Annotated in this window: 12 protein-coding genes and 1 tRNA gene; 12 read left to right on the forward strand and 1 reads right to left on the reverse strand. The window is 70.6% G+C overall.

Going from position 1 to position 20703, the window contains the following annotated elements; genetic code table 11:
- Nucleotides 1–108: 108 nt before the first annotated feature.
- A complete protein-coding gene (locus ACFRKB_RS25040) occupies nucleotides 109–2598 on the reverse strand; it encodes a DEAD/DEAH box helicase (RefSeq protein WP_383108653.1) in 2490 nt (829 codons plus the stop codon).
- A gap of 79 nt (nucleotides 2599–2677) precedes the next feature.
- On the opposite strand from ACFRKB_RS25040, the gene ACFRKB_RS25045 reads away from it, so the two are divergent.
- The 12 genes from ACFRKB_RS25045 (at nucleotide 2678) to ACFRKB_RS25100 (ending at nucleotide 20671) form a co-directional block, all read left to right on the forward strand.
- Nucleotides 2678–3031, forward strand: a complete 354-nt coding sequence (locus tag ACFRKB_RS25045) for an STAS domain-containing protein (RefSeq protein WP_003967428.1) — start codon at nucleotides 2678–2680, stop codon at nucleotides 3029–3031.
- A 100-nt stretch (nucleotides 3032–3131) separates the two neighbouring features.
- The gene (locus ACFRKB_RS25050) at nucleotides 3132–3578 is read left to right on the forward strand and encodes an ATP-binding protein (protein WP_365974564.1); all 447 of its coding nucleotides are present in this window, start codon (nucleotides 3132–3134) and stop codon (nucleotides 3576–3578) included.
- Between the two features lie 248 nt (nucleotides 3579–3826).
- The gene (locus ACFRKB_RS25055) at nucleotides 3827–6238 is read left to right on the forward strand and encodes a sodium-translocating pyrophosphatase (protein ID WP_383108655.1); all 2412 of its coding nucleotides are present in this window, start codon (nucleotides 3827–3829) and stop codon (nucleotides 6236–6238) included.
- Nucleotides 6239–6448: 210 nt separating this feature from the next.
- Nucleotides 6449–7036, forward strand: a complete 588-nt coding sequence (locus ACFRKB_RS25060) for a small secreted protein (RefSeq protein WP_383108656.1) — start codon at nucleotides 6449–6451, stop codon at nucleotides 7034–7036.
- Nucleotides 7037–7198: 162 nt separating this feature from the next.
- Nucleotides 7199–8704, forward strand: a complete 1506-nt coding sequence (locus ACFRKB_RS25065; protein ID WP_383108657.1) for a DUF7059 domain-containing protein — start codon at nucleotides 7199–7201, stop codon at nucleotides 8702–8704.
- 292 nt (nucleotides 8705–8996) lie between these two features.
- On the forward strand, nucleotides 8997–9194 hold the full coding sequence (locus ACFRKB_RS25070; RefSeq protein WP_383108659.1) for a hypothetical protein: 198 nt from the start codon (nucleotides 8997–8999) through the stop codon (nucleotides 9192–9194).
- A gap of 395 nt (nucleotides 9195–9589) precedes the next feature.
- Nucleotides 9590–12433, forward strand: coding sequence for a type I DNA topoisomerase (gene topA, locus ACFRKB_RS25075; RefSeq protein WP_383108660.1), 2844 nt, complete (start codon nucleotides 9590–9592; stop codon nucleotides 12431–12433).
- 201 nt (nucleotides 12434–12634) lie between these two features.
- Nucleotides 12635–16042, forward strand: a complete 3408-nt coding sequence (gene tmk / locus ACFRKB_RS25080) for a dTMP kinase (protein ID WP_383108661.1) — start codon at nucleotides 12635–12637, stop codon at nucleotides 16040–16042.
- A 146-nt stretch (nucleotides 16043–16188) separates the two neighbouring features.
- Nucleotides 16189–17394, forward strand: a complete 1206-nt coding sequence (locus ACFRKB_RS25085; RefSeq protein ID WP_383108663.1) for a DNA polymerase III subunit delta' — start codon at nucleotides 16189–16191, stop codon at nucleotides 17392–17394.
- Between the two features lie 139 nt (nucleotides 17395–17533).
- Entirely contained in the window at nucleotides 17534–19093 is a 1560-nt protein-coding gene (locus ACFRKB_RS25090) for an alpha/beta hydrolase (RefSeq protein WP_383108664.1), read from the forward strand.
- Nucleotides 19094–19190: 97 nt separating this feature from the next.
- Nucleotides 19191–19267 (forward strand) — tRNA-Thr (locus ACFRKB_RS25095).
- 285 nt (nucleotides 19268–19552) lie between these two features.
- Complete coding sequence (locus ACFRKB_RS25100; RefSeq protein ID WP_383108666.1) at nucleotides 19553–20671, forward strand: FkbM family methyltransferase; 1119 nt, start codon at nucleotides 19553–19555, stop codon at nucleotides 20669–20671.
- The last annotated feature ends 32 nt before the right edge of the window (nucleotides 20672–20703 follow it).

Genomic DNA, 20703 nt, shown 5'->3' on the forward strand with positions numbered 1-20703 from the left:
ACGGCGCGGGCGTCCTTCGGTCCGTACGCCCCGACGGTCAGGGCACGGGCGGGCCCACCGCTGCCCGTACCCCCGCCAGGTGCCGTGCCAGGCGGTCGCGGGCAGGTCCTAAGCCACGGTGGGCGCGTCCAGGTCCGCCTCGGCCCGGACACCGGGGGCGGCGCCGAGCAGCTCGGTCAGGAGTCGTACGGCGCCTCGTTTGTGCAGGGGATCGTTCCCGTTGCCGCACTTCGGGGACTGGATGCAGGACGGACAGCCGGCGTCGCACTCGCAGGAGGCGATCGCCTCGCGGGTGGCCGTGAGCCACTCACGGGCCGTCCGGAAGGCCCGCTCCGCGAAGCCCGCGCCGCCCGGGTGGCCGTCGTACACGAAGACCGTCGGCCGCAGCGTGTCCGGATGGAGGGGCACGGACACCCCGCCGATGTCCCAGCGGTCGCAGGTCGCGAAGAGCGGCAGCATCCCGATCGAGGCGTGCTCGGCGGCGTGCAGGGCGCCGCCCAGTTGCTCCGGATTGACCCGGGCCCGGTCGAGCTGGTCCTCGGTGACCGTCCACCACACGGCCCGGGTACGGAGCGTCCGTGGCGGCAGATCGAGCTTGCTCTCGCCCAGTACCTCGCCGGTGATGAGCCGGCGGCGCAGAAAGGAGACGACCTGGTTGGTGACCTCGACGGAGCCGTAGCAGAGGCGTCCCTCGCCCCACGGGATCTCCGTGTCGGTTTCGAGCACGGAGATGGCGGTGGTGTCGCGGGCGGTGGTGGAGTACGGCGGGTTCGCCTCCTCGACCAGGGCGACCGAGTCCGTCAGGTCGAGCTGCTTCACCAGGTACGTGCGGCCCTGGTGGAGGTGGACGGCGCCGTCGTGGACGGCGGTGTGGGAGGCGGCCTCGTCGACCGTACCCAGCAGCCGTCCCGTCCCGGCCTCGACGATCTGGACGGGACTGCCGCCCTCTCCCCGGATGTCGGCGAGATCGGCGGCCCGCTCGCGGCGGGTCCAGTACCAGCCGGAGTTGCGCCGCCGCAGCAGCCCCGCGGTCTCCAGCTGCGGGAGCAGGTCGGGTACGGCGGGGCCGAAGAGCGTCAGATCGGCTTCGGTGAGCGGGAGTTCCGCGGCGGCCGCGCACAGATGGGGGGCGAGGACATACGGGTTGTCCGGGTCGAGGACGGTGGACTCGACGGGCTGCTGGAACAGCGCCTCGGGGTGGTGGACGAGGAAGGTGTCCAGCGGATCGTCCCGGGCGACCAGGACGGCCAGCGCCCCCTGCCCGGAGCGCCCCGCCCGGCCCGCCTGCTGCCACAGGGAGGCACGGGTGCCCGGATAACCGGCGATGACGACGGCGTCCAGGCCCGAGACATCGATGCCGAGCTCCAGGGCGGTTGTGGCGGACAGGCCCAGCAGCTCGCCGGAGTGCAGGGCGTTCTCCAGGGCGCGGCGTTCCTCGGGGAGGTAGCCCCCGCGGTAGGCGGCGACCCGGCGGGCCAGCGAGCGGTCCACGTCGGCCAGCCGTTCCTGGGCGATGACGGAGATGAGCTCTGCGCCGCGCCGGGAACGTACGAAGGCGACCGTACGGACGCCCTGGACGGTCAGGTCGGTGAGCAGGTCGGCGGTCTCGGCGGTGGCGGTACGGCGGACGGGGGCGCCCTTCTCGCCGTGCAGATCGGTGAGCGGCGGCTCCCAGAGCGCGAAGACCAGCTCGCCGCGCGGTGAGGCGTCGTCGGCGACCTCGCGGACGGGCAGACCGGTCAGCCGGCCGGCGGCCTGGGCCGGTTCCGCGGCGGTCGCCGAGGCGAGCAGGAAGACCGGATTCGCTCCGTAGCGGGCGCATACGCGGCGGAGCCGGCGCAGCACCTGCGCCACATGGGAGCCGAAGACGCCGCGATAGGTGTGGCACTCGTCGATGACGACATAGCGCAGGGCGCGCAGGAAGGAGGCCCAGCGGGGGTGGGACGGGAGTATCCCCCGGTGCAGCATGTCCGGATTGGTCAGCACATAGTTGGCGTACTGCCTGACCCATTCCCGTTCCTCGACGGGGGTGTCACCGTCGTAGACGGCGGGGCGCACGCGGTTGCCGAGCGGGGCGGCCAGCGCCTTGACGGCGCGGCGCTGGTCGGCGGCGAGAGCCTTCGTCGGGGCGAGATAGAGCGCGGTCGTGCCCCTGCCGTTGGGCGCCTCGGAGCCGTCCAGGAGGGTGGTCAGTACGGGAGCGAGATAGGCGAGGGACTTGCCGGACGCGGTGCCGGTGGCGATCACCACGGACTCGCCGTCCAGGGCGTGCTCGGCGGCGGCCGCCTGGTGGGCCCACGGATGGTCGATACCGGCCCGCTGAATGGCGTTGATCACTTCCGCGCGGATGCGGTCGGGCCAGACCGCATGACGGCCCGCACGCGGGGGCAGGTGCTCCGTATGGGTGATGCGCGCAGCACGGCCCGCCCCCGTGGCGAGCCGGTCGAGGACCGTACGTGGGGAGGGGCGGTTTCCCCCGCTCTTGGGGGGTCCGCTGGGGCGGTGATTCCTGGCCATCGGCATCGAGTGTGTCACTGGCGTGACGGACAATGGTCTCAAGGCGTCGTGCATGACTGCTGGTAAGTGATTGAATGCCATCGCGGCTGGCGATACGTCCCCTGGCTCCGTAGGGGAGACCCGAGGGGCGACCGCTCGATAGCAAGGTGCTGGAGGATCCGTGGACCTGTCCCTGTCGACTCGCAATGTGTCCGGCCCTGGTGGCGACCGTACGGTCGTCGAGGTCGGTGGCGAGATTGATGTGTATACCGCGCCCAAGCTGCGCGAGCAGTTGGTCGAGTTGGTGAACGACGGCAGCTACCACCTGGTTGTCGACATGGAGGGCGTGGACTTCCTGGACTCGACCGGTCTGGGCGTGCTCGTGGGTGGCCTGAAGCGTGTGCGCGCCCATGAGGGCTCGCTGCGTCTGGTCTGCAACCAGGAGCGCATTCTCAAGATCTTCCGGATCACCGGTCTCACCAAGGTGTTCCCGATCCACACCACGGTCGACGAGGCCGTAGCGGCCACCGACTGAGGTCGGCCGCGTCTTCCGGAGGAGAGGGCAGAGGCACCGGGCGTGATGCCCGGCGCCCGCGCCCGTGAGTTTCCACGCTCGTACGTTCGAGGGGGATCGCATGGCCACCGTTGAACTCCGCTTCAGCGCCCAGCCCGAACATGTCAGAACGGCCCGTCTTGTGGCGGCCGCCGTGGCTCGTCGGGCAGGCGTCGATGAGGCTGTGTTGGACGAGGTCAGACTCGCGGTCGGCGAGGCGTGCAGCCGGGCGGTCGGGCTGCACCGCAGCCACGGCATCACCGCCCCGGTGAGAGTCGTGCTGAACGAGGAGGAGAAAGCCTTCTCCATCGAGGTCGGCGACGGCGTCACGGCCGCGGGCGGTGCCGCCGGGGAAGCCGGCGACGGCGCGGCGGCGGGCGATGCCCACGAGAGCGACGCCGAGGGCGAGGACGAGATGGGCCTCGCGGTCATCAGCGGGCTCGTCGACGATGTGGAAGTCACCTCGGGCGACGACGGTGGCGTCATCCGGATGAGCTGGCCGACGGCCTCGGCCGTCGCGCTGCCCTGACGGCGTCGCCCCGGCCCTTTCGGGCAGCCGGACGGAGAGCCGGTGATCCATTCTCCAGGAAGGCCCTGCTGAGCAGGGCCTTTCTCTTTTCCGTCGGATTATCGATCACCTATTAACGCGCTTATCCCATTACCCATTCCAAGGTCATTCGGTAAGTCAAGGTCAATTGCATGTGGCGTGCTCTGTTTTGATCAGGTTCCGCTCCCTACAATCCGTCCATCTTGAACGCTGAGCGTCAAGGAGGACGAATGGCGGGGCACTTCCACTCACAACTGTCCGAGCACCCCACTTCTCTCGCTGCCGCGATACTCACGGACGACAACCGCGTCATCGTGATCGTCATCGCGGTCGTCGCGCTGGCGGCGCTGTTCGTTGCCCAGCTGCTGGTGCGCCAGGTGCTGGCGGCCGGCGAGGGCACCGATTCGATGAAGGAGATCGCGGCCGCCGTACAGGAAGGCGCAAATGCCTATCTGGCACGGCAGTTGCGCACCCTCGGCGTATTCGCCGTCGTGGTGTTCTTCCTGCTGATGTTGTTGCCGGCGGACAACTGGTCACAACGCGCTGGACGTTCGCTGTTCTTCCTGGTGGGTGCGCTTTTCTCGGCGGCCACCGGTTACATCGGCATGCGTCTCGCCGTACGCAGCAATGTGCGGGTGGCGGCCGCGGCGCGTGAGGCGACACCGGCGGAGGGCGAGCCGGAGAAAGATCTCACCGCCGTTTCGCACAAAGCCATGAAGATCGCATTCCGTACGGGTGGCGTGGTCGGCATGTTCACGGTCGGCCTCGGCTTGCTCGGCGCCTCCTGTGTGGTCCTCGTCTACGCCGCCGACGCCCCCAAGGTGCTGGAGGGCTTCGGCCTGGGCGCCGCGCTGATCGCCATGTTCATGCGAGTCGGCGGCGGCATCTTCACCAAGGCGGCCGATGTCGGCGCCGACCTGGTCGGCAAGGTCGAGCAGGGCATCCCCGAGGACGATCCGCGCAACGCGGCGACCATCGCGGACAACGTGGGCGACAACGTCGGCGACTGCGCGGGTATGGCAGCCGACCTGTTCGAGTCGTACGCGGTGACGCTCGTCGCCGCGCTGATCCTCGGCAAGGCGGCGTTCGGGGACTTCGGGCTCGCCTTCCCGCTGATCGTCCCGGCGATCGGGGTGATCACCGCGATGATCGGCATCTTCGCGGTCGCCCCGCGCCGGGCCGACCGCAGCGGGATGAGCGCCATCAACCGCGGCTTCTTCATCTCCGCGGTGATCTCGCTCGCGCTCGTGGCCGTGGCGTCCTTCGTCTACCTGCCGTCCTCGTACGCCGAGCTGGACGGGGTCACGGACCAGGCGATCCTGACGCACAGCGGCGATCCGAGAGTGCTCGCCCTGCTCGCGGTCGCCATCGGCATCGTGCTGGCGGCCCTGATCCAGCAGCTCACCGGCTACTTCACGGAGACCGCCCGGCGGCCGGTCAGGGACATCGGCAAGTCCTCCCTGACGGGCCCCGCGACCGTCGTGCTCGCGGGCGTGGCCATCGGTCTGGAGTCGGCGGTCTACACGGCGCTGCTGATCGGTCTCGCGGTCTACGGGGCGTTCCTGCTCGGCGGTACGTCGATCATGCTCGCCCTCTTCGCGGTGGCCCTGGCGGGCACGGGTCTGCTCACCACCGTCGGCGTCATCGTCGCCATGGACACCTTCGGGCCGGTCTCCGACAACGCCCAGGGCATCGCCGAGATGTCCGGCGACGTCGAGGGCGCGGGCGCGCAGGTGCTCACCGACCTCGACGCTGTGGGGAACACCACAAAGGCCATCACGAAGGGCATCGCCATCGCCACGGCCGTACTCGCGGCGTCGGCGCTCTTCGGCTCGTACCGGGACGCCATCGCCACGGCCGTCGCGGATGTGGGGGCCAGGGCGGGCGAGCTGTCGCTCAGTCTGGACATCTCCCAGCCCAACAACCTGGTCGGGCTGATCCTCGGCGCCGCGGTCGTCTTCCTCTTCTCGGGGCTGGCGATCAACGCGGTCTCGCGGTCGGCGGGTTCGGTGGTCTACGAGGTGCGCCGGCAGTTCAGCGAGCACCCCGGGATCATGGACTACACCGAGAAACCGGAGTACGGCCGGGTCGTCGACATCTGCACCAAGGACGCCCTGCGCGAGCTGGCCACCCCGGGGCTGCTCGCCGTCCTCACCCCCATCGCCGTCGGCTTCTCGCTCGGGGTGGGCGCGCTCGGTTCGTTCCTGGCAGGCGCGATCGGTACGGGCACGCTGATGGCCGTCTTCCTCGCCAACTCCGGAGGCGCCTGGGACAACGCCAAGAAACTCGTCGAGGACGGCCACCACGGCGGCAAGGGCAGTGAGGCCCATGCCGCGACGGTCATCGGGGACACCGTGGGGGACCCGTTCAAGGACACGGCGGGCCCCGCCATCAACCCGCTGCTCAAGGTGATGAACCTGGTGGCGCTGCTCATCGCCCCGGCGGTCGTGCAGTTCAGTTACGGAGCCGACGCCAGCGCGGGTGTCCGCACGCTGGTGGCGCTGCTCGCCCTCGCCGTCATCGTCGGCGCGGTCTATGTCTCCAAACGCCGGTCGGTCACGGTGGACGGCGGAGGCGAGGGCGGCGGAGGCGGTTCCGGCGGCGGGAACGAGAAGTCGTCCGATCCGGTGGCGGCCTCCTGACAGCCGGGAACGTCCAGGAGCGGGCGGGTGGCGCGTGGCGAGCGCCGCCCGCCCGCTCGCGCCGTCCATGGCCGGCGAACGTCCAGCGTGAGGTGTCTCTCTCTTGGTGCAAATGGCTGCAATAGGGGATGGACCGGACGTTCGGCGCGCGGTCGTCGCCCACTTGGCGTGTATGTTCCGGGGCCGAGAGCCTTGGAAGGGACCCATCCGGTGAACAAGAAGCTTGTGGCCGCGCTGTCCGGCGGTGCGGTGCTGCTCATGGCGCTGTCCGGCTGCAGTGGTGATGACAGCGACCAAAAAGTGAACGCCTGGGCCAAGAAGGTCTGTGACCAGGTTCAGCCTCAGCTGACGAAGATCGCGAACTCCAACACCTCAATCCAGCAGGCGACCTCCGACAGCAGCAAGCCCGCTGATGTCCAGAAGGCCGACTCGGCCGCCTTCCAGTCCATCTCCGACGCCTACAAGGCGCTGGGCTCCGCCGTGGACAGCGCAGGCACACCGCCCATCACGGACGGCGAGAAGACCCAGAAGGAGGCCGTCAAGGAACTCAACGCCACCGCGACGGCGTACGCGGGGCTCAAGACGAAGGTCGACGCGCTCGACACCAAGGACCAGGCGGACTTCGCAGACGGCCTCAAGGGCGTCGCGGACGAGCTGGACAAGCTCAGCAAGAGCGGTGACCAGGCGCTCCAGAAGCTCCAGTCCGGCGATGTCGGCAAGGCGATGGCGAAGCAGGCAGGCTGCCAGAAGCCACCGGTCGCGGCCGGCGGGTCCGGCTCTCCGGCGGCCGGGTCGTAACCTCCCGGGCCGGGTCGTCACCTCCCCGGCATCCGCTCCCGGACGCCCTCAGGCGCTTCGTGCCGCCCCGGAACGCGGTCGCCCGCGGCCCGCGGCCCGGTCCCCCCGAACGGAGGGGCCGGGCCGCGGGCCGTTGTCAGTGGCAGCCGCCACAATGAGGGGGTGAGTACGACCAGCCTTCCCGCGCCCGACCACTCGCCCCGACTCCGTGCGGCCCTGCTCGCCGCCGACTTCACCGCCGACGGCCTGCTCGACCTGCTCGGCGCACCCGCCTACGCCGCACTGGCCCGCAGCGAGACCGTGCCCGCGCTGCGCGCCACCCCCGGCGACACCCCGCTCGAAACGCTCGTACGGCTCTTCCTGCTCCAGCGGCCGGTCCCCCGGGAGCGCGCGACGGCCGCGCTGCCGCTGGACGAGGCGCTGGCCGACGGCTGGGTCGTACAGGACGAGGACGACATCCACGCGACGGTGGACGTACGGCCGTACAGCGGACCCGAAGGGCAGGACTGGTTCATCGTCTCCGACCTGGGCTGCGCGGTCGGCGGCGCCTCGGGCGCGGGCGGCCGTGACGAGGGGGTGGTGCTCGGCGTCGGCGGCGCCTCGACGACCCTGGCCGGGATCACCGTACGTACCCCGGTCGGGAGCGCGCTCGATCTCGGCACCGGCTCCGGTATCCAGGCGCTGCACGCGGCCCAGCACGCCACCCGCGTCACCGCCACCGACCTCAACCCTCGGGCGCTCGGCTTCACGCGGCTGACCCTGGCCCTGTCCGGCGCCCCCGCCGCCGAGCTGCGCGAGGGCTCGCTCTTCGAGCCGGTCGCGGACGAGACGTACGACCTGATCGTCTCGAACCCGCCGTTCGTCATCTCGCCCGGAGCCCGGCTCACGTACCGCGACGGCGGGATGGGCGGGGACGACCTGTGCCGCACGCTCGTCCAGCAGGCGGGCGAGCGGCTGAACGACGGCGGGTTCGCCCACTTCCTCGCCAACTGGCAGCACGTGGAGGGGGAGGAGTGGCAGCAGCGGCTGCGCTCGTGGGTGCCGCGCGGCTGCGACGCCTGGATCGTGCAGCGCGAGGTCCAGGACGTGACGCAGTACGCCGAGTTGTGGCTGCGTGACAGCGGCGACCACAGGACCGACCCGGAGGAGTACACCGCGCGGTACGAAGCGTGGCTGGACGAGTTCGAGGCCCGTAAGACGAAGGCCGTCGGTTTTGGCTGGATCACGCTCAGGAAGACGGGCGCCGGGGAGCCGTCGATTCTCGTGGAGGAATGGCCGCATCCCGTGGAGCAGCCGCTCGGCGAGACCGTACGGGCCCACTTCGAGCGCGAGGACTATCTGCGGACGCACGACGACGCGGCGCTCCTCGCGGGCCATTTCGTCCTGGCGCCGGAGGTGGTCCAGGAGCAGGTGGGGCTGCCGGGCGCCGAGGATCCGGAGCATGTGGTGCTCCGTCAGCACCGCGGTATGCGCAGGGCCACGAAGGTCGACGCGGTCGGGGCCGGCTTCGCCGGGGTCTGTGACGGGACCCTGAGCGCGGGACGGATCCTGGACGCGATCGGCCAGTTGATGGGGGAGGACCCGGTGCTGCTCCGGGACCGCACCCCGCAGGCGATCCGGCTGCTGGTGGAGGAGGGATTCCTGGAACCCGCGCCCGCGGAGCGATGACGATGACGGTGGGGGGCGGGTAAGGGTGCGGGTGCGGGTGATATGACGGCGCGCGGCGGGGTGACGGCGCGATGACGGTGGGCGTGCGCGTTGGGCGTCTGCCCTCTCGGCCGCCGGCTGCGGGGAGCCGACTGCCGGTCGCCGGGTCGCCGGGCCCCGGGCTCGGCGTGCGGGTGAAAGCGCGCGACGTTCACCCGGAATTCGCGCCGGTGACGCCCCGGGGTGCCAGCCTCGGCCCCCTGAGACCTCGGCGCCCTGGAGCGGGTGCCCATGGAACGAGCGGGGTGCGGACATGGAGAGTGGGCCGGCGATCTTCGCGGGAACGGCGTTCACGCTGTTCAGCGCCGCGCTGCTGCTATGGACGGGGGCGCGCGTTCTGCACCGCGCGCCCGTGGCCCACGGCGTCCGGCCCGCGGCGTCCATCACGGTCGCGACACTCGCGGGCGTGGTGTTCCTCGCCCTCGGCGTGTGGTGCTTCGGTCGTATCTGAGGGCTTCCGGCGTATCCGGGCCCGGTTTCGGGAAGCCTGACCGGAACCTCCGGCCATGATCGATCCGGGCCTGTGCGCGGCTCCGGCAGGCCGTCGGACCTGCACCGGACGCGCCACGGGGCCTTGATCCGGAACCGTCGCCCCGTACCCCGGCGGAACCGCGGCCTCCGCGTTTCGACGCGACGAGCCCGGGGGTCCGGGCGGCAGGAATGACTGGAGTCGGGTTACCGTTCGAGTGGCCGTTGCGGGCTTTCGCCGTTTGACACGGGGGCGGGTTGTACCGTCACACTCCGCAGCGAAGCAGCGTCACCGCTGGGCCGTACCGGGCCCCGCCAAGGCGTACTGCCGTACTGCCGTACGGGCCCACCGAGCGTCGACCGGAGAGAAGAGCGAAGTTGTCCCCGACCAGCGAGACCGCACACGGCGGCCGCCGACTCGTCATCGTCGAGTCGCCTGCCAAGGCGAAGACGATCAAGGGCTACCTCGGCCCTGGCTATGTCGTCGAGGCGAGCGTCGGGCACATCCGCGACCTCCCGAACGGCGCCGCCGAGGTGCCCGAGAAGTACACCGGCGAGGTGCGCCGGCTCGGCGTGGACGTCGAGCACGACTTCCAGCCGATCTATGTCGTCAACGCCGACAAGAGGGCCCAGGTCAGAAAGCTCAAGGAGCTGCTGGCCGAATCCGACGAGCTCTACCTCGCCACCGATGAGGACCGCGAGGGCGAGGCCATCGCGTGGCACCTCCAGGAAGTCCTGAAGCCCAAGGTCCCGGTCCACCGGATGGTCTTCCACGAGATCACCAAGGACGCGATCCGGGCCGCCGTCGCCAATCCGCGCGAGCTGAACAAGCGCATGGTCGACGCCCAGGAGACCCGCCGTATCCTCGACCGGCTCTACGGCTACGAGGTCTCGCCGGTCCTGTGGAAGAAGGTCATGCGCGGCCTCTCCGCGGGCCGTGTCCAGTCCGTCGCCACCCGCCTCGTCGTCGAGCGCGAGCGCGAGCGCATCGCCTTCCGCTCCGCCGAGTACTGGGACCTGACCGGCACGTTCTCCACCGGCCGCGCCGGAGACGCCTCCGACCCGTCCTCGCTGGTCGCCCGGCTGAACTCGGTCGACGGCCGGCGGGTCGCCCAGGGCCGTGACTTCGGCCCGGACGGCCGGCTCAAGTCCGACCAGGTGCTGCATCTGGACGAGGCGAACGCGCGGGCGCTCGCCATCGCCCTGGAGAACGCCTCCTTCTCCGTACGCTCGGTCGAGTCCAAGCCGTACCGCCGCTCCCCGTACGCCCCCTTCCGTACGACGACGCTCCAGCAGGAGGCCTCGCGCAAGCTGGGCTTCGGGGCGAAGTCCACGATGCAGGTGGCGCAGAAGCTGTACGAGAACGGCTTCATCACCTATATGCGTACGGACTCGACGACCCTCTCGGACACCGCCGTATCGGCGGCCCGTGCGCAGGTCACGCAGTTGTACGGGGCGGGCTATCTGCCGGACAAGCCGCGTACGTACGCGGGCAAGGTCAAGAACGCGCAGGAGGCGCACGAGGCGATCCGTCCCTCGGGCGACCGGTTCCGTACCCCCGCGGAGACCGGATTGACCGGCGACCAGTTCAAGCTCTACGAGCTGATCTGGAAGCGGACCGTCGCCTCCCAGATGAAGGACGCGGTCGGCAACAGCGTCACCGTCAAGATCGGCGGCAGGTCGAGCGACGGCCGGGACGCGGAATTCTCCGCATCCGGCAAGACGATCACGTTCCACGGCTTCATGAAGGCGTACGTCGAGGGCGCGGACGACCCGAACGCGGAGCTGGACGACCGCGAGCGCCGGCTGCCGCAGGTCGCGGAGGGCGACGCGCTCTCCGCCGAGGAGATCTCGGTGGACGGCCACGCGACGAAGCCGCCGGCCCGGTACACCGAAGCCTCGCTGGTCAAGGAGCTGGAAGAGCGCGAGATCGGCCGTCCGTCGACGTACGCCTCGATCATCGGCACCATCCTCGACCGGGGCTATGTGTTCAAGAAGGGCACGGCGCTCGTCCCGTCCTTCCTGTCCTTCGCCGTGGTCAACCTGCTGGAGACGCACTTCGGCCGGCTGGTCGACTACGACTTCACGGCCAAGATGGAGGACGACCTCGACCGCATCGCGCAGGGCGAGGCGCAGGCCGTGCCGTGGCTGCGGCGCTTCTACTTCGGTGAGGGCGACGACCACAACGCGGGGGTCGCGTCGGGCGCCGGGAACGGCGACGGCGACCACCTCGGCGGCCTGAAGGAACTGGTCACGGACCTCGGCGCGATCGACGCCCGGGAGATCTCCTCGTTCCCCGTCGGCGACGGGATCATGCTGCGCGTCGGGCGGTACGGCCCGTACGTCGAGCGTGGCGACAAGGACGAGGAGGGCCACCAGCGCGCCGATGTGCCGGAGGACCTGGCCCCCGACGAGCTGACGGTCGAGTACGCCGAGGAGCTGCTGGCCAAGCCGAGCGGCGACTTCGAGCTGGGCGCGGACCCGGAGACCGGCCACCAGATCGTGGCGAAGGACGGCCGCTACGGGCCGTACGTCACCGAGATCCTGCCGGACGGCACCCCGAAGACCGGCAAGAACGCGGTCAAGCCGCGTACCGCCTCGCTCTTCAAGTCCATGTCCCTGGACACGGTCACGCTCGCCGACGCCCTCAAGCTGATGTCGCTGCCGAGGGTGGTCGGCACGGACGCCGAGGGTGTCGAGATCACCGCGCAGAACGGCCGGTACGGCCCGTATCTGAAGAAGGGCACGGACTCGCGTTCGCTGGAGAACGAGGACCAGCTCTTCAACATCACGCTGGACGAGGCGCTGGCGATCTACGCCCAGCCCAAGCAGCGGGGCCGGGCCGCGGCCAAGCCGCCGCTCAAGGAGCTGGGTACGGACCCGGTGAGCGAGCGGCCGGTCGTGGTGAAGGACGGGCGGTTCGGCCCGTATGTCACGGACGGCGAGACGAACGCGACGCTGCGGACCGACGACAGCGTCGAGACGATCACGCCGGAGCGGGGTTACGAGCTGCTCGCGGACAAGCGCGCGAAGGGGCCGGCCAAGAAGACCGCGAAGAAGGCGGCCAAGAAGGCTCCGGCGAAGAAGGCACCCGCCAAGAAGGCGACGACCGCGAAGAAGGCCGCCGCGAAGACGACGACCGCCAAGACGGCGGCGAAGAAGACGACGGCCAAGAAGACGGCGGCGAAGTCGTCGGCGGCGTCGGCGAAGTCGGATGAATAGTCGGATGAATAGGTGGATGAGCAGGTAGCCGGGCAGGCGGCCGAATCCCGGAGTCCGGGTACCTGAGTCGCGGAGTCCGGGTGACCGCGTCGCGGAGGGACGGCGGGAGTGGGGTGACTTGCTCCCTCTCGCCCTCTCTGTCGTGGTCGTCCGTACGGACGGGGCTCCAGGGTTGTCACTGGCTCCGGATAGGCTGGGCGGATGACGCGAGCCGAGCAGCCAACGGTCGTGAGCCCCACCTCCGACTCCGACGCACTTGCCGCAGACTCACGAGAGCGCGCCGTACGATCCCTGTTGCGCCTTCCACCGCTGCGGCGGCTTTGGGGTGCCCAGTTCGTCGGCGGGATCGGCGACGTACTCGCCGTACTCGTGCTTCTGCTGCTGTCGTTGCAGGCGGCGATCGCCGAGGGCTCGTTCGGTGCCGGATACCGGGGTGTGGCGTTCGCCGTCGCCGCCGTGTTCGGGGCCCGGGTTCTGGCGACGCTGCTGTTCGGGGCGGTGCTTCTCGGGCCGCTGACGGCGCTGATCGCGCCCAGTGCCGGGGCCAAGGCCAAGGCCAGGAAGACGGAGGCCGCCGCCGGTACGGCTGAGACGCCCGGGGCGCCCGGGGTGCCTGAGGCGTCCGGGGCCACGGCGGTCACGAGCAAGAAGGCGGCCAAGCCCGCGCGGGACGGCGGCCCGCTGGACCGTCGCTGGACGATGATCGGCGCGGACGTACTGCGCCTCGCGCTTCTCATCGTCGCGCCCCTGTGGATCGAATGGACCCCCGACCGCGCCCTGCCGATCCTCCTCAGCACGGTCTTCGTCGTCGGCGTCGCCGAGCGTTTCTGGACGGTCGCCAAGGAGAGCGCGGCTCCCGCCCTGCTGCCGGCTCCGCCGCTGGAGGGCGCCGCGGTGCGTCCGCTGCCCGACCACCTCGACGCGCTGCGCCGGCTCTCCCTCCGTACGTCCTTCGCCGCCGTCCCCGTCGCCGCCGCGGTCCTGCTCGTCGCCACGCTGATCGGCAATCTGCTGGGCACGGGCATCGAGTGGTTCTCGCTGCATCAGGCGGCCCTCGGGTCGTATGTCGCGGCCGGGCTGTTCGCCGCGTCGGTGTCGACCCTCTACTTCCTCGAACTGCCCGACGGCCATACGCCCCGCCCGCGTTCCCCGCTCGAAGGGCTGCGCCGGTCCGTGGGCGGCGCGAGCGGCAAGGGATCCGGCGGCAGCGGCGGCGGCCGGGACAAGGGGCGTACGGGCGCGGTGCCGCTGCTCGTCCTCGCGTGCGGCACGCTCGCCGGGGCTGTCGCCGCCGCCGTGGGCGTCTCCGTACTCCAGGCCAAGGACCTCGGGGGCGGTCCCGTCGCCTTCGCCCTCCTCGTCCTCGCCCTGACCGGTGGTACGGGACTGGGCATCCGCGGCGCCGCGAAGGTGCTGCCCGCGCTGTCCCGCCGGCGGCTGTTCGCGCTGGCGCTCGCGGTCACCGGTATCGCGCTGCTCGTCATGGGCCTCGTGCCGGACATGGCGACCGTGCTGTTCCTGGCGCTGTTCGCGGGCTTCATGGCCGGTGTCGCGGCGAATACTGGACACACCCTTATCGATCTGGAGACGGAGGAGTACCGTCGTAGTCGGGTCACCGAACATCTACAGGCTGTAGTCAGGGTCTTCATCGGCCTCGGCGTGGTCATCGCCCCCCTCGTCGCGGCGGCCATCGGCCCGCACCGCCTCGCCAGTGGCACCTTCGTCTTCGCGCATGACGGAGCGGCCTTCACGCTGATACTGGTCGGCGCGCTGCTGCTCCCCGTGGCGGCCGTCGTCCTCGCCAAGACGGACGACCGGTCCGGTGTGCCGCTGCGGCGCGATCTGCGCGACGCACTGCGCGGCGGAGCCGACCCGGCGCAGGCCCCGGCCGCGACCGGCTTCTTCCTCGCCATAGAAGGCGGCGACGGCGCCGGAAAGTCGACCCAGGTCGAGGCGCTCGCCGACTGGATCAGGGCCAAGGGCCATGAAGTGGTGGTCACGCGCGAGCCGGGCGCCACCCCGGTGGGCAAGCGGCTGCGCTCGATCCTGCTGGATGTGTCGAGTGCCGGTCTGTCGAACCGTACCGAGGCCCTGCTGTACGCGGCCGACCGTGCCGAGCATGTCGATTCGGTCGTCCGTCCGGCGCTGGAGCGCGGCGCGATCGTCATCTCCGACCGGTACATCGACTCGTCCGTGGCCTACCAGGGCGCGGGCCGTGATCTTTCGCCGACCGAGATCGCCCGTATCTCGCGCTGGGCGACGGACGGGCTCGTACCGCATCTGACGGTGCTGCTCGATGTCTCCCCGGAGACGGCGCGCGAGCGGTTCACGGAGGCGCCGGACCGGCTGGAGTCCGAGCCCGCGGAGTTCCACCAGCGAGTACGGGCCGGCTTCCTCACCCTTGCCGCCGCCGATCCCACCCGCTATCTGGTGGTGGACGCCGGCCAGGAGCCGGAGGCGGTCACCACGGTCGTACGACACCGGCTCGACCAGCTGCTGCCGCTCTCCGAGGCCGAGGTGAAGGCCCAGGAGGAGGCGCGGAAGGCGGCTATCGAGGAAGCCCGCCGCAAGGCGGAGGAAGAGGCCGCGCGGAAGGCGGAGGAGGAGCGGCTGGAGCGCGAGCGGCAGGCGCAGCTCGCCAAGCTCCGGGCCGAGGAGGAGGAGCGCAAGCGCCGCGAGCTGGAGGAGGCGCGGCAGCGCGAGGCCGAGCGGCAGGCGGAGGAGGCCAGGCAGCGCGCCGAGGAGGCGCGCAAGCAGGCCGAGGAGGAGCGGAAACGGCGCGAGGCCGAGGAGCGGGCGTACGAGGCGGAGCAGGCGCGCCTCAGGCGGCAGGCCCAGGAAGAGGCCAGGCTCCGGGCGGAGGCGGAGGAACGCCGCCGCGAGAAGCAGCGCAAGGCGGAGGAGGCGCTGCTCCGGGCCGAGGAGGCGCGGCGGCTCGCGGAGCAGGCGGCGGCCGAGGCGGCTTCGGCCGGGCCTTCGGAGTCCGGGGCGGCTTCGGCCGGGGCTCCGGGGGTCTCTCCGAACGAGATCACGGTCCCCACGCGTCTCGTCAAGGAGCCGGTGGTCTCGCCGGACGAGGTGACGCAGGAGGTTCCGGCGGTACGTCCGGCGGATCAGGACGAGACGACGGTCATTCCGCAGGTGCCGGATCCGGGTCGGCCTGCCGCCGAGCGAGGTGAGCGTTCGGACCGCGCGGACCGGGCGGCCGACGAGACGACGGTGCTTCCGCCGGTACGGGACGACGGGAACGGCGGCGCGCGGGGTACGGGTGACTCAGGGGGCAGCCGGGACGCCCGCGCGGCCGACGAGACCGCCGTACTCCCGCCCGTACGGAACGCCGATCCGGCCGACCGGGTGCCGCGGGACTTCTTCCGGGACGACGCGCGGCCGTCGCCGGTCGAGGGCGCCAACGAGCGCACGCGGGAGATGCCGCAGGTCAACCCGGAGGCGCCTCGGGAGGGTGGTCAGGAACGTACGCCCGAGCGCCCGCGTCGACGTTCCGACTGGGCGGAGGAGACTCCGTTGGACGACCTTCCGTCCCTGGCGGATGAGCTGCTCGGCCCGCATGACGACGGCGACGATGACCACGAGGGCAGGCGTCGGCGCTAGGTGGTGTCCGGCCGGCCTGCCCGGACTGTCGGGACTGTCAGACCCCGGCCTCACAATGGGATCCGGGACCGGGACACGGGTTCGGGATCCGGGACCGGGGCCCACGCAGGTAGGGACCGCACATGGCATGGAGGTGGTGACGGCGCATGACCGTATGGGACGACCTGGTCGGACAGGACCGCGTCCGGGCGACGCTCGCCGCCGCCGCTCGTGACGCGGACGCGCGGGTGACCGCCGAGGCCGCGGGCACCGAACCGCCGGAGGCGTCGAAGATGACGCACGCCTGGCTGTTCACCGGCCCGCCGGGTTCGGGCCGGTCCACCGCGGCCCGCGCCTTCGCGGCTGCTCTGCAGTGCACGAGCCCCGACCGGGCGCTCGGTGGTGAGCCGGGCTGTGGGTTCTGCGACGGCTGCCATACGAGCCTGATCGGTACGCACGCCGATGTGGACATCATCCGTACGGATCTGCTCTCGATCGGCGTCAAGGAGACCCGTGAGCTGGTCCGCCGCGCCCAGCTCTCACCGGCCGGCGGACGCTGGCAGGTCAATGTGCTGGAGGACGCCGACCGCCTCACTGAGGGTGCGGGGAACGTGCTGCTGAAGGGGGTGGAGGAGCCGGCGCCCCGTACGGTCTGGCTGCTCTGCGCGCCCTCCCTGGAGGACGTCCTGCCCACGATCCGTTCGCGCTGCCGCCATCTCGTGCTGCGTACGCCTCCGGTGGAGGCCGTCGCCGATGTCCTGATCCGGCGCGACGGCATCGAGCCCGACGCCGCCCGTGCCGCCGCCAACGCCACCCAGGGGCATATCGGCCGGGCCCGCCGGCTCGCCACCGACGAACGGGCGCGGGCCCGCCGCGCCACCGTTCTCAAGATGCCGCTGCGTGTGGACGACATCGGCGGCTGTCTCAGGGCGGCGCAGGAGCTGATCGACGCCGCCACGGAGGACGCCAAGCAGGTCGCCGAGGACGTCGACGTCAAAGAGACCGAGGACATGAAGGCCGCGCTCGGTGCCTCGGCGGGCGGCCGGATGCCCCGGGGCACGGCGGGCGTGATGAAGGAGCTGGCCGACCGCCAGAAGCGCCGTTCCACCCGTACCCAGCGGGACAGCCTGGATCTGGCTCTCACGGATCTGACCGGCTTCTACCGCGATGTGCTGGCCATCCAGCTGGGCTCGCGCGTGGCGCTGGCCAACGGGGACGTACGGGACGCGCTGGACCGGGTCGCCCGTGCCTCGACGCCCGAGCGGACGCTGCGCCGGATAGAGGCGATCGTCGCCTGCCGCCAGGCGCTGGACCGCAATGTGGCGCCGCTGCTGGCGGTGGAGGCGATGGCGGTCTCGCTGCGGGCGGGGTGACAGGTACGGGCGGGCTGACGCGAACGGGCTGTACGAGCGGGCCGTAGGCGCGCGCTGTACGAGCGGGCCGATTGTCCGGGAAATCACCCGTACGGGCACAGACAGGCGGCGTACGCGATTCGGCGGCTAGGCTCCCTGAATGGACACCAGGCGCCTGTTCCGTATCACCGCCACCACGTTCGTGGCGGCCGGTCTGCTGATCTCCGGCTGCAGCTCCGGCAGTTCCTCGTCGGAGGCATCGCCTTCGGGCGCGGACGCGGGTCCGGGCGCCAGGGCGGTGTCCATCGATCCCGCCTCGCTGAAGAAGTACTACGACCAGAAGCTCACGTGGCGCGCGTGCGGAGTCCCCGGTTTCGAGTGCGCCACGATGAAGGCCCCGCTCGACTACACGAAGCCGGACGGGACCCAGATCGACCTGGCCGTCTCCCGTAAGAAGGCCACAGGACCCGGCAAGCGCCTCGGCTCCCTCATGGTCAACCCGGGCGGGCCCGGCGGCTCGGCGATCGGCTATCTCCAGGCGTACGCGGGCATCGGATACCCGGCCCAGGTCCGTGCCCAGTACGACATGGTGGCCATCGACCCGCGCGGCGTCGCCCGCAGCGAACCCGTCGAATGCCTCACGGGCAAGGAGATGGACGCGTACACCCAGGTCGACCAGACGCCCGACGACCAGGCCGAGACGGCGAAGCTGGCCGCGTCCTTCAAAAAGTTCGCCCAGGGCTGCGAGAAGCGCTCCGGCGCGATCCTCCCGCATGTGTCCACGGTCGAGGCCGCCCGTGACATGGACATCTTCCGTACCGCGCTGGGCGATCAGAAGCTGTCGTATGTCGGGGCGTCGTACGGCACCTTCCTCGGCGCGACCTACGCCGAACTGTTCCCGAAGCGCACCGGCCGCCTCGTCCTCGACGGCGCGATGGACCCGTCCCTCCCGGCCCGGGAGCTGAACCGCGACCAGACAGCCGGCTTCGAGACGGCGTTCCGGTCCTTCGCCGAGGACTGCGTCAAACAGTCCGACTGCCCCCTGGGCACGAAGTCCGTGGCCGACGTCTCGAACCGTATGAAGACCTTCTTCACCACCCTGGACGCCAAACCCGTCCCGACCGGCGAGAGCCGCCCCCTGGGCGAGTCGCTCGCCACGACCGGCGTGATCGCCGCGATGTACGACGAATCCGCCTGGCCCCAGCTCCGCCAGGCCCTCGCCGACGCCATGAAGGGCGAGGGCGCGGCCCTGCTCTCCCTGGCCGACTCGTACTACGAGCGCGACAGCGGAGGCTCGTACGCCAACCTGATGTTCGCCAACTCCGCCGTCAACTGCCTGGACCTCCCGCCGGCCTTCAGCGGCCCCGAAGAAGTCACCAAGGCGCTCCCCTCCTTCGAACAGGCATCCCCGGTCTTCGGCAGGGGCCTGGCCTGGGCCTCCCTGAACTGCACCTACTGGCCCACCAAGGCCACCGGCGCCCCCCACCGCATCGAGGCGAAGGGCGCGGCCCCGATCGTCGTGGTCGGCACCACCCGCGACCCGGCGACCCCGTACAAGTGGGCCCGGTCCCTGGCCACCCAGCTCTCCTCCGGCACCCTCCTCACCTACAACGGCGACGGCCACACGGCGTACGGCCGCGGCAGCGACTGCATCGACACGGCGATCAACACCTACCTCTTGGAGGGCACGCCCCCGAAGGACGGCAAGAAGTGCTCCTGACCTGCGGAAAGCCCCCCGCGGCAGGCGTGTACGGAGCACCCTCCAAAACTGTGTAGACTTGGCCGCGCTGCTGATCGCACCATGGTGCGGAAGGCGCGCCGCCTTAGCTCAGTTGGCCAGAGCAACGCACTCGTAATGCGTAGGTCTCGGGTTCGAATCCCGAAGGCGGCTCCACTGAAACCCCAGGTCGTGTAGGTCGCGACCTGGGGTTTTGTGGTGCTTGGCGGCGCACTGCCTCGTGCGGGGGGTGGGTCAGTTCCGTGTCAGGGGCATATCAGACGGTTCTGTCAAAGTCGTAGGGCCGTTGCCTTGGCCGTACCGACGTACCGGTGAGGACAACGAGGCGTGGTCCCACTTCGCCACCGGGCCGGTCCCAGGGGACGGAGCGCTGCTGGACCGGCCGTGCTGATGGGACGCCGGCCGAGAGACAACCCTTGATTCTGGAGACGAGGAGCTGCCATGCCAGAACTTGGTCAGTCCGCTGTACCAGGACTTTCCGTCGCCGAGGTTTCCGCGGTTCATGACCTGCTTCTGCGGTGTCCCGGGGTGGCCCGTGCCCAGTTGGTGCGGAGCGATGCCGGTCACCTTGAGGCGCGAGTCCTCGGATGGGACGCGGTGGAGGACGCGTCCACGGACAGACCGCTCAGTCAACTCGCCCAGATCAACCCGCACGAGACGCGTTTTCTGCACGACGAGATCTTCGGTGCCGAGTCCTATCTGCAAGGCGGCATCGTCCTCCGCGAGAATTCCGTTGTCTTCGATGTGGGCGCCAATATCGGCATGTTCAGTCTGTTCGTCGGCGCGCGCTGCCCGTCGGCCGAGGTCTTCGCGTTCGAGCCGGTGGTGGACGTCTTCGACCTGCTGCGGCGCAACCTGGAACAACACGGTGTCTCGGCCCGGCTTTTCCCCATGGGGCTGTCCGACCTCGACCAGGAGATCACGTTCAACTTCTACCCCGGCATCTCGATCATGTCGTGTCAGAGCGACTACGCCGACCTGGACAACGAGGTCGGGCTGATCAAGCGGTATGTCGAGAATGCCCGGGAGAACGGCCCCGCCGGCCGGGACGCCCACCTGTCCCAGGTGGAAACCCTGGTCTCCCGTGACTTCGAAGTGACCGAGCGCCGATGCACCTTGCGTCGCTTCTCCGCGGTGGTCGACGAGTACGCGGTGCCGCGTGTCGATCTGCTCAAGATCGACGTCCAGCGGGCCGAACTCGATGTTCTTCTCGGTATCGACACCCGGCACTGGCCGCTGGTGCAGCAGATCAGCATGGAGGTGCACGACGAGGCCGGCACCCCGACCGAGGGGCGTGTGCGGCAGGTCCGGAGTCTGCTGCTCGAACAGGGCTTCCGCGTCGCGGTGGCGGAGGAGGACCTGCTGAAGGGCACTGGCCGATACGCCGTGCAGGCGGTTCGGCCCGAGTACGCGGACGATCCGCGCCCCGTGGCCGCCGCCGCGGGATCCGGTCGGGAGCTGGACGCCGGTGTGGTGCGTGACTGGCTGGCCGAGCGGCTGCCCGGGCACCAGGTGCCGCGTCGCGTTGTCGTGGTCGACGCGCTTGCTCCGGTGAACTGACACGGGAGAGCGGGCTGGGCACGGCCGCTGGC

Source organism: Streptomyces scopuliridis, assembly GCF_042790125.1.
Lineage (GTDB): Bacteria > Actinomycetota > Actinomycetes > Streptomycetales > Streptomycetaceae > Streptomyces > Streptomyces scopuliridis_A.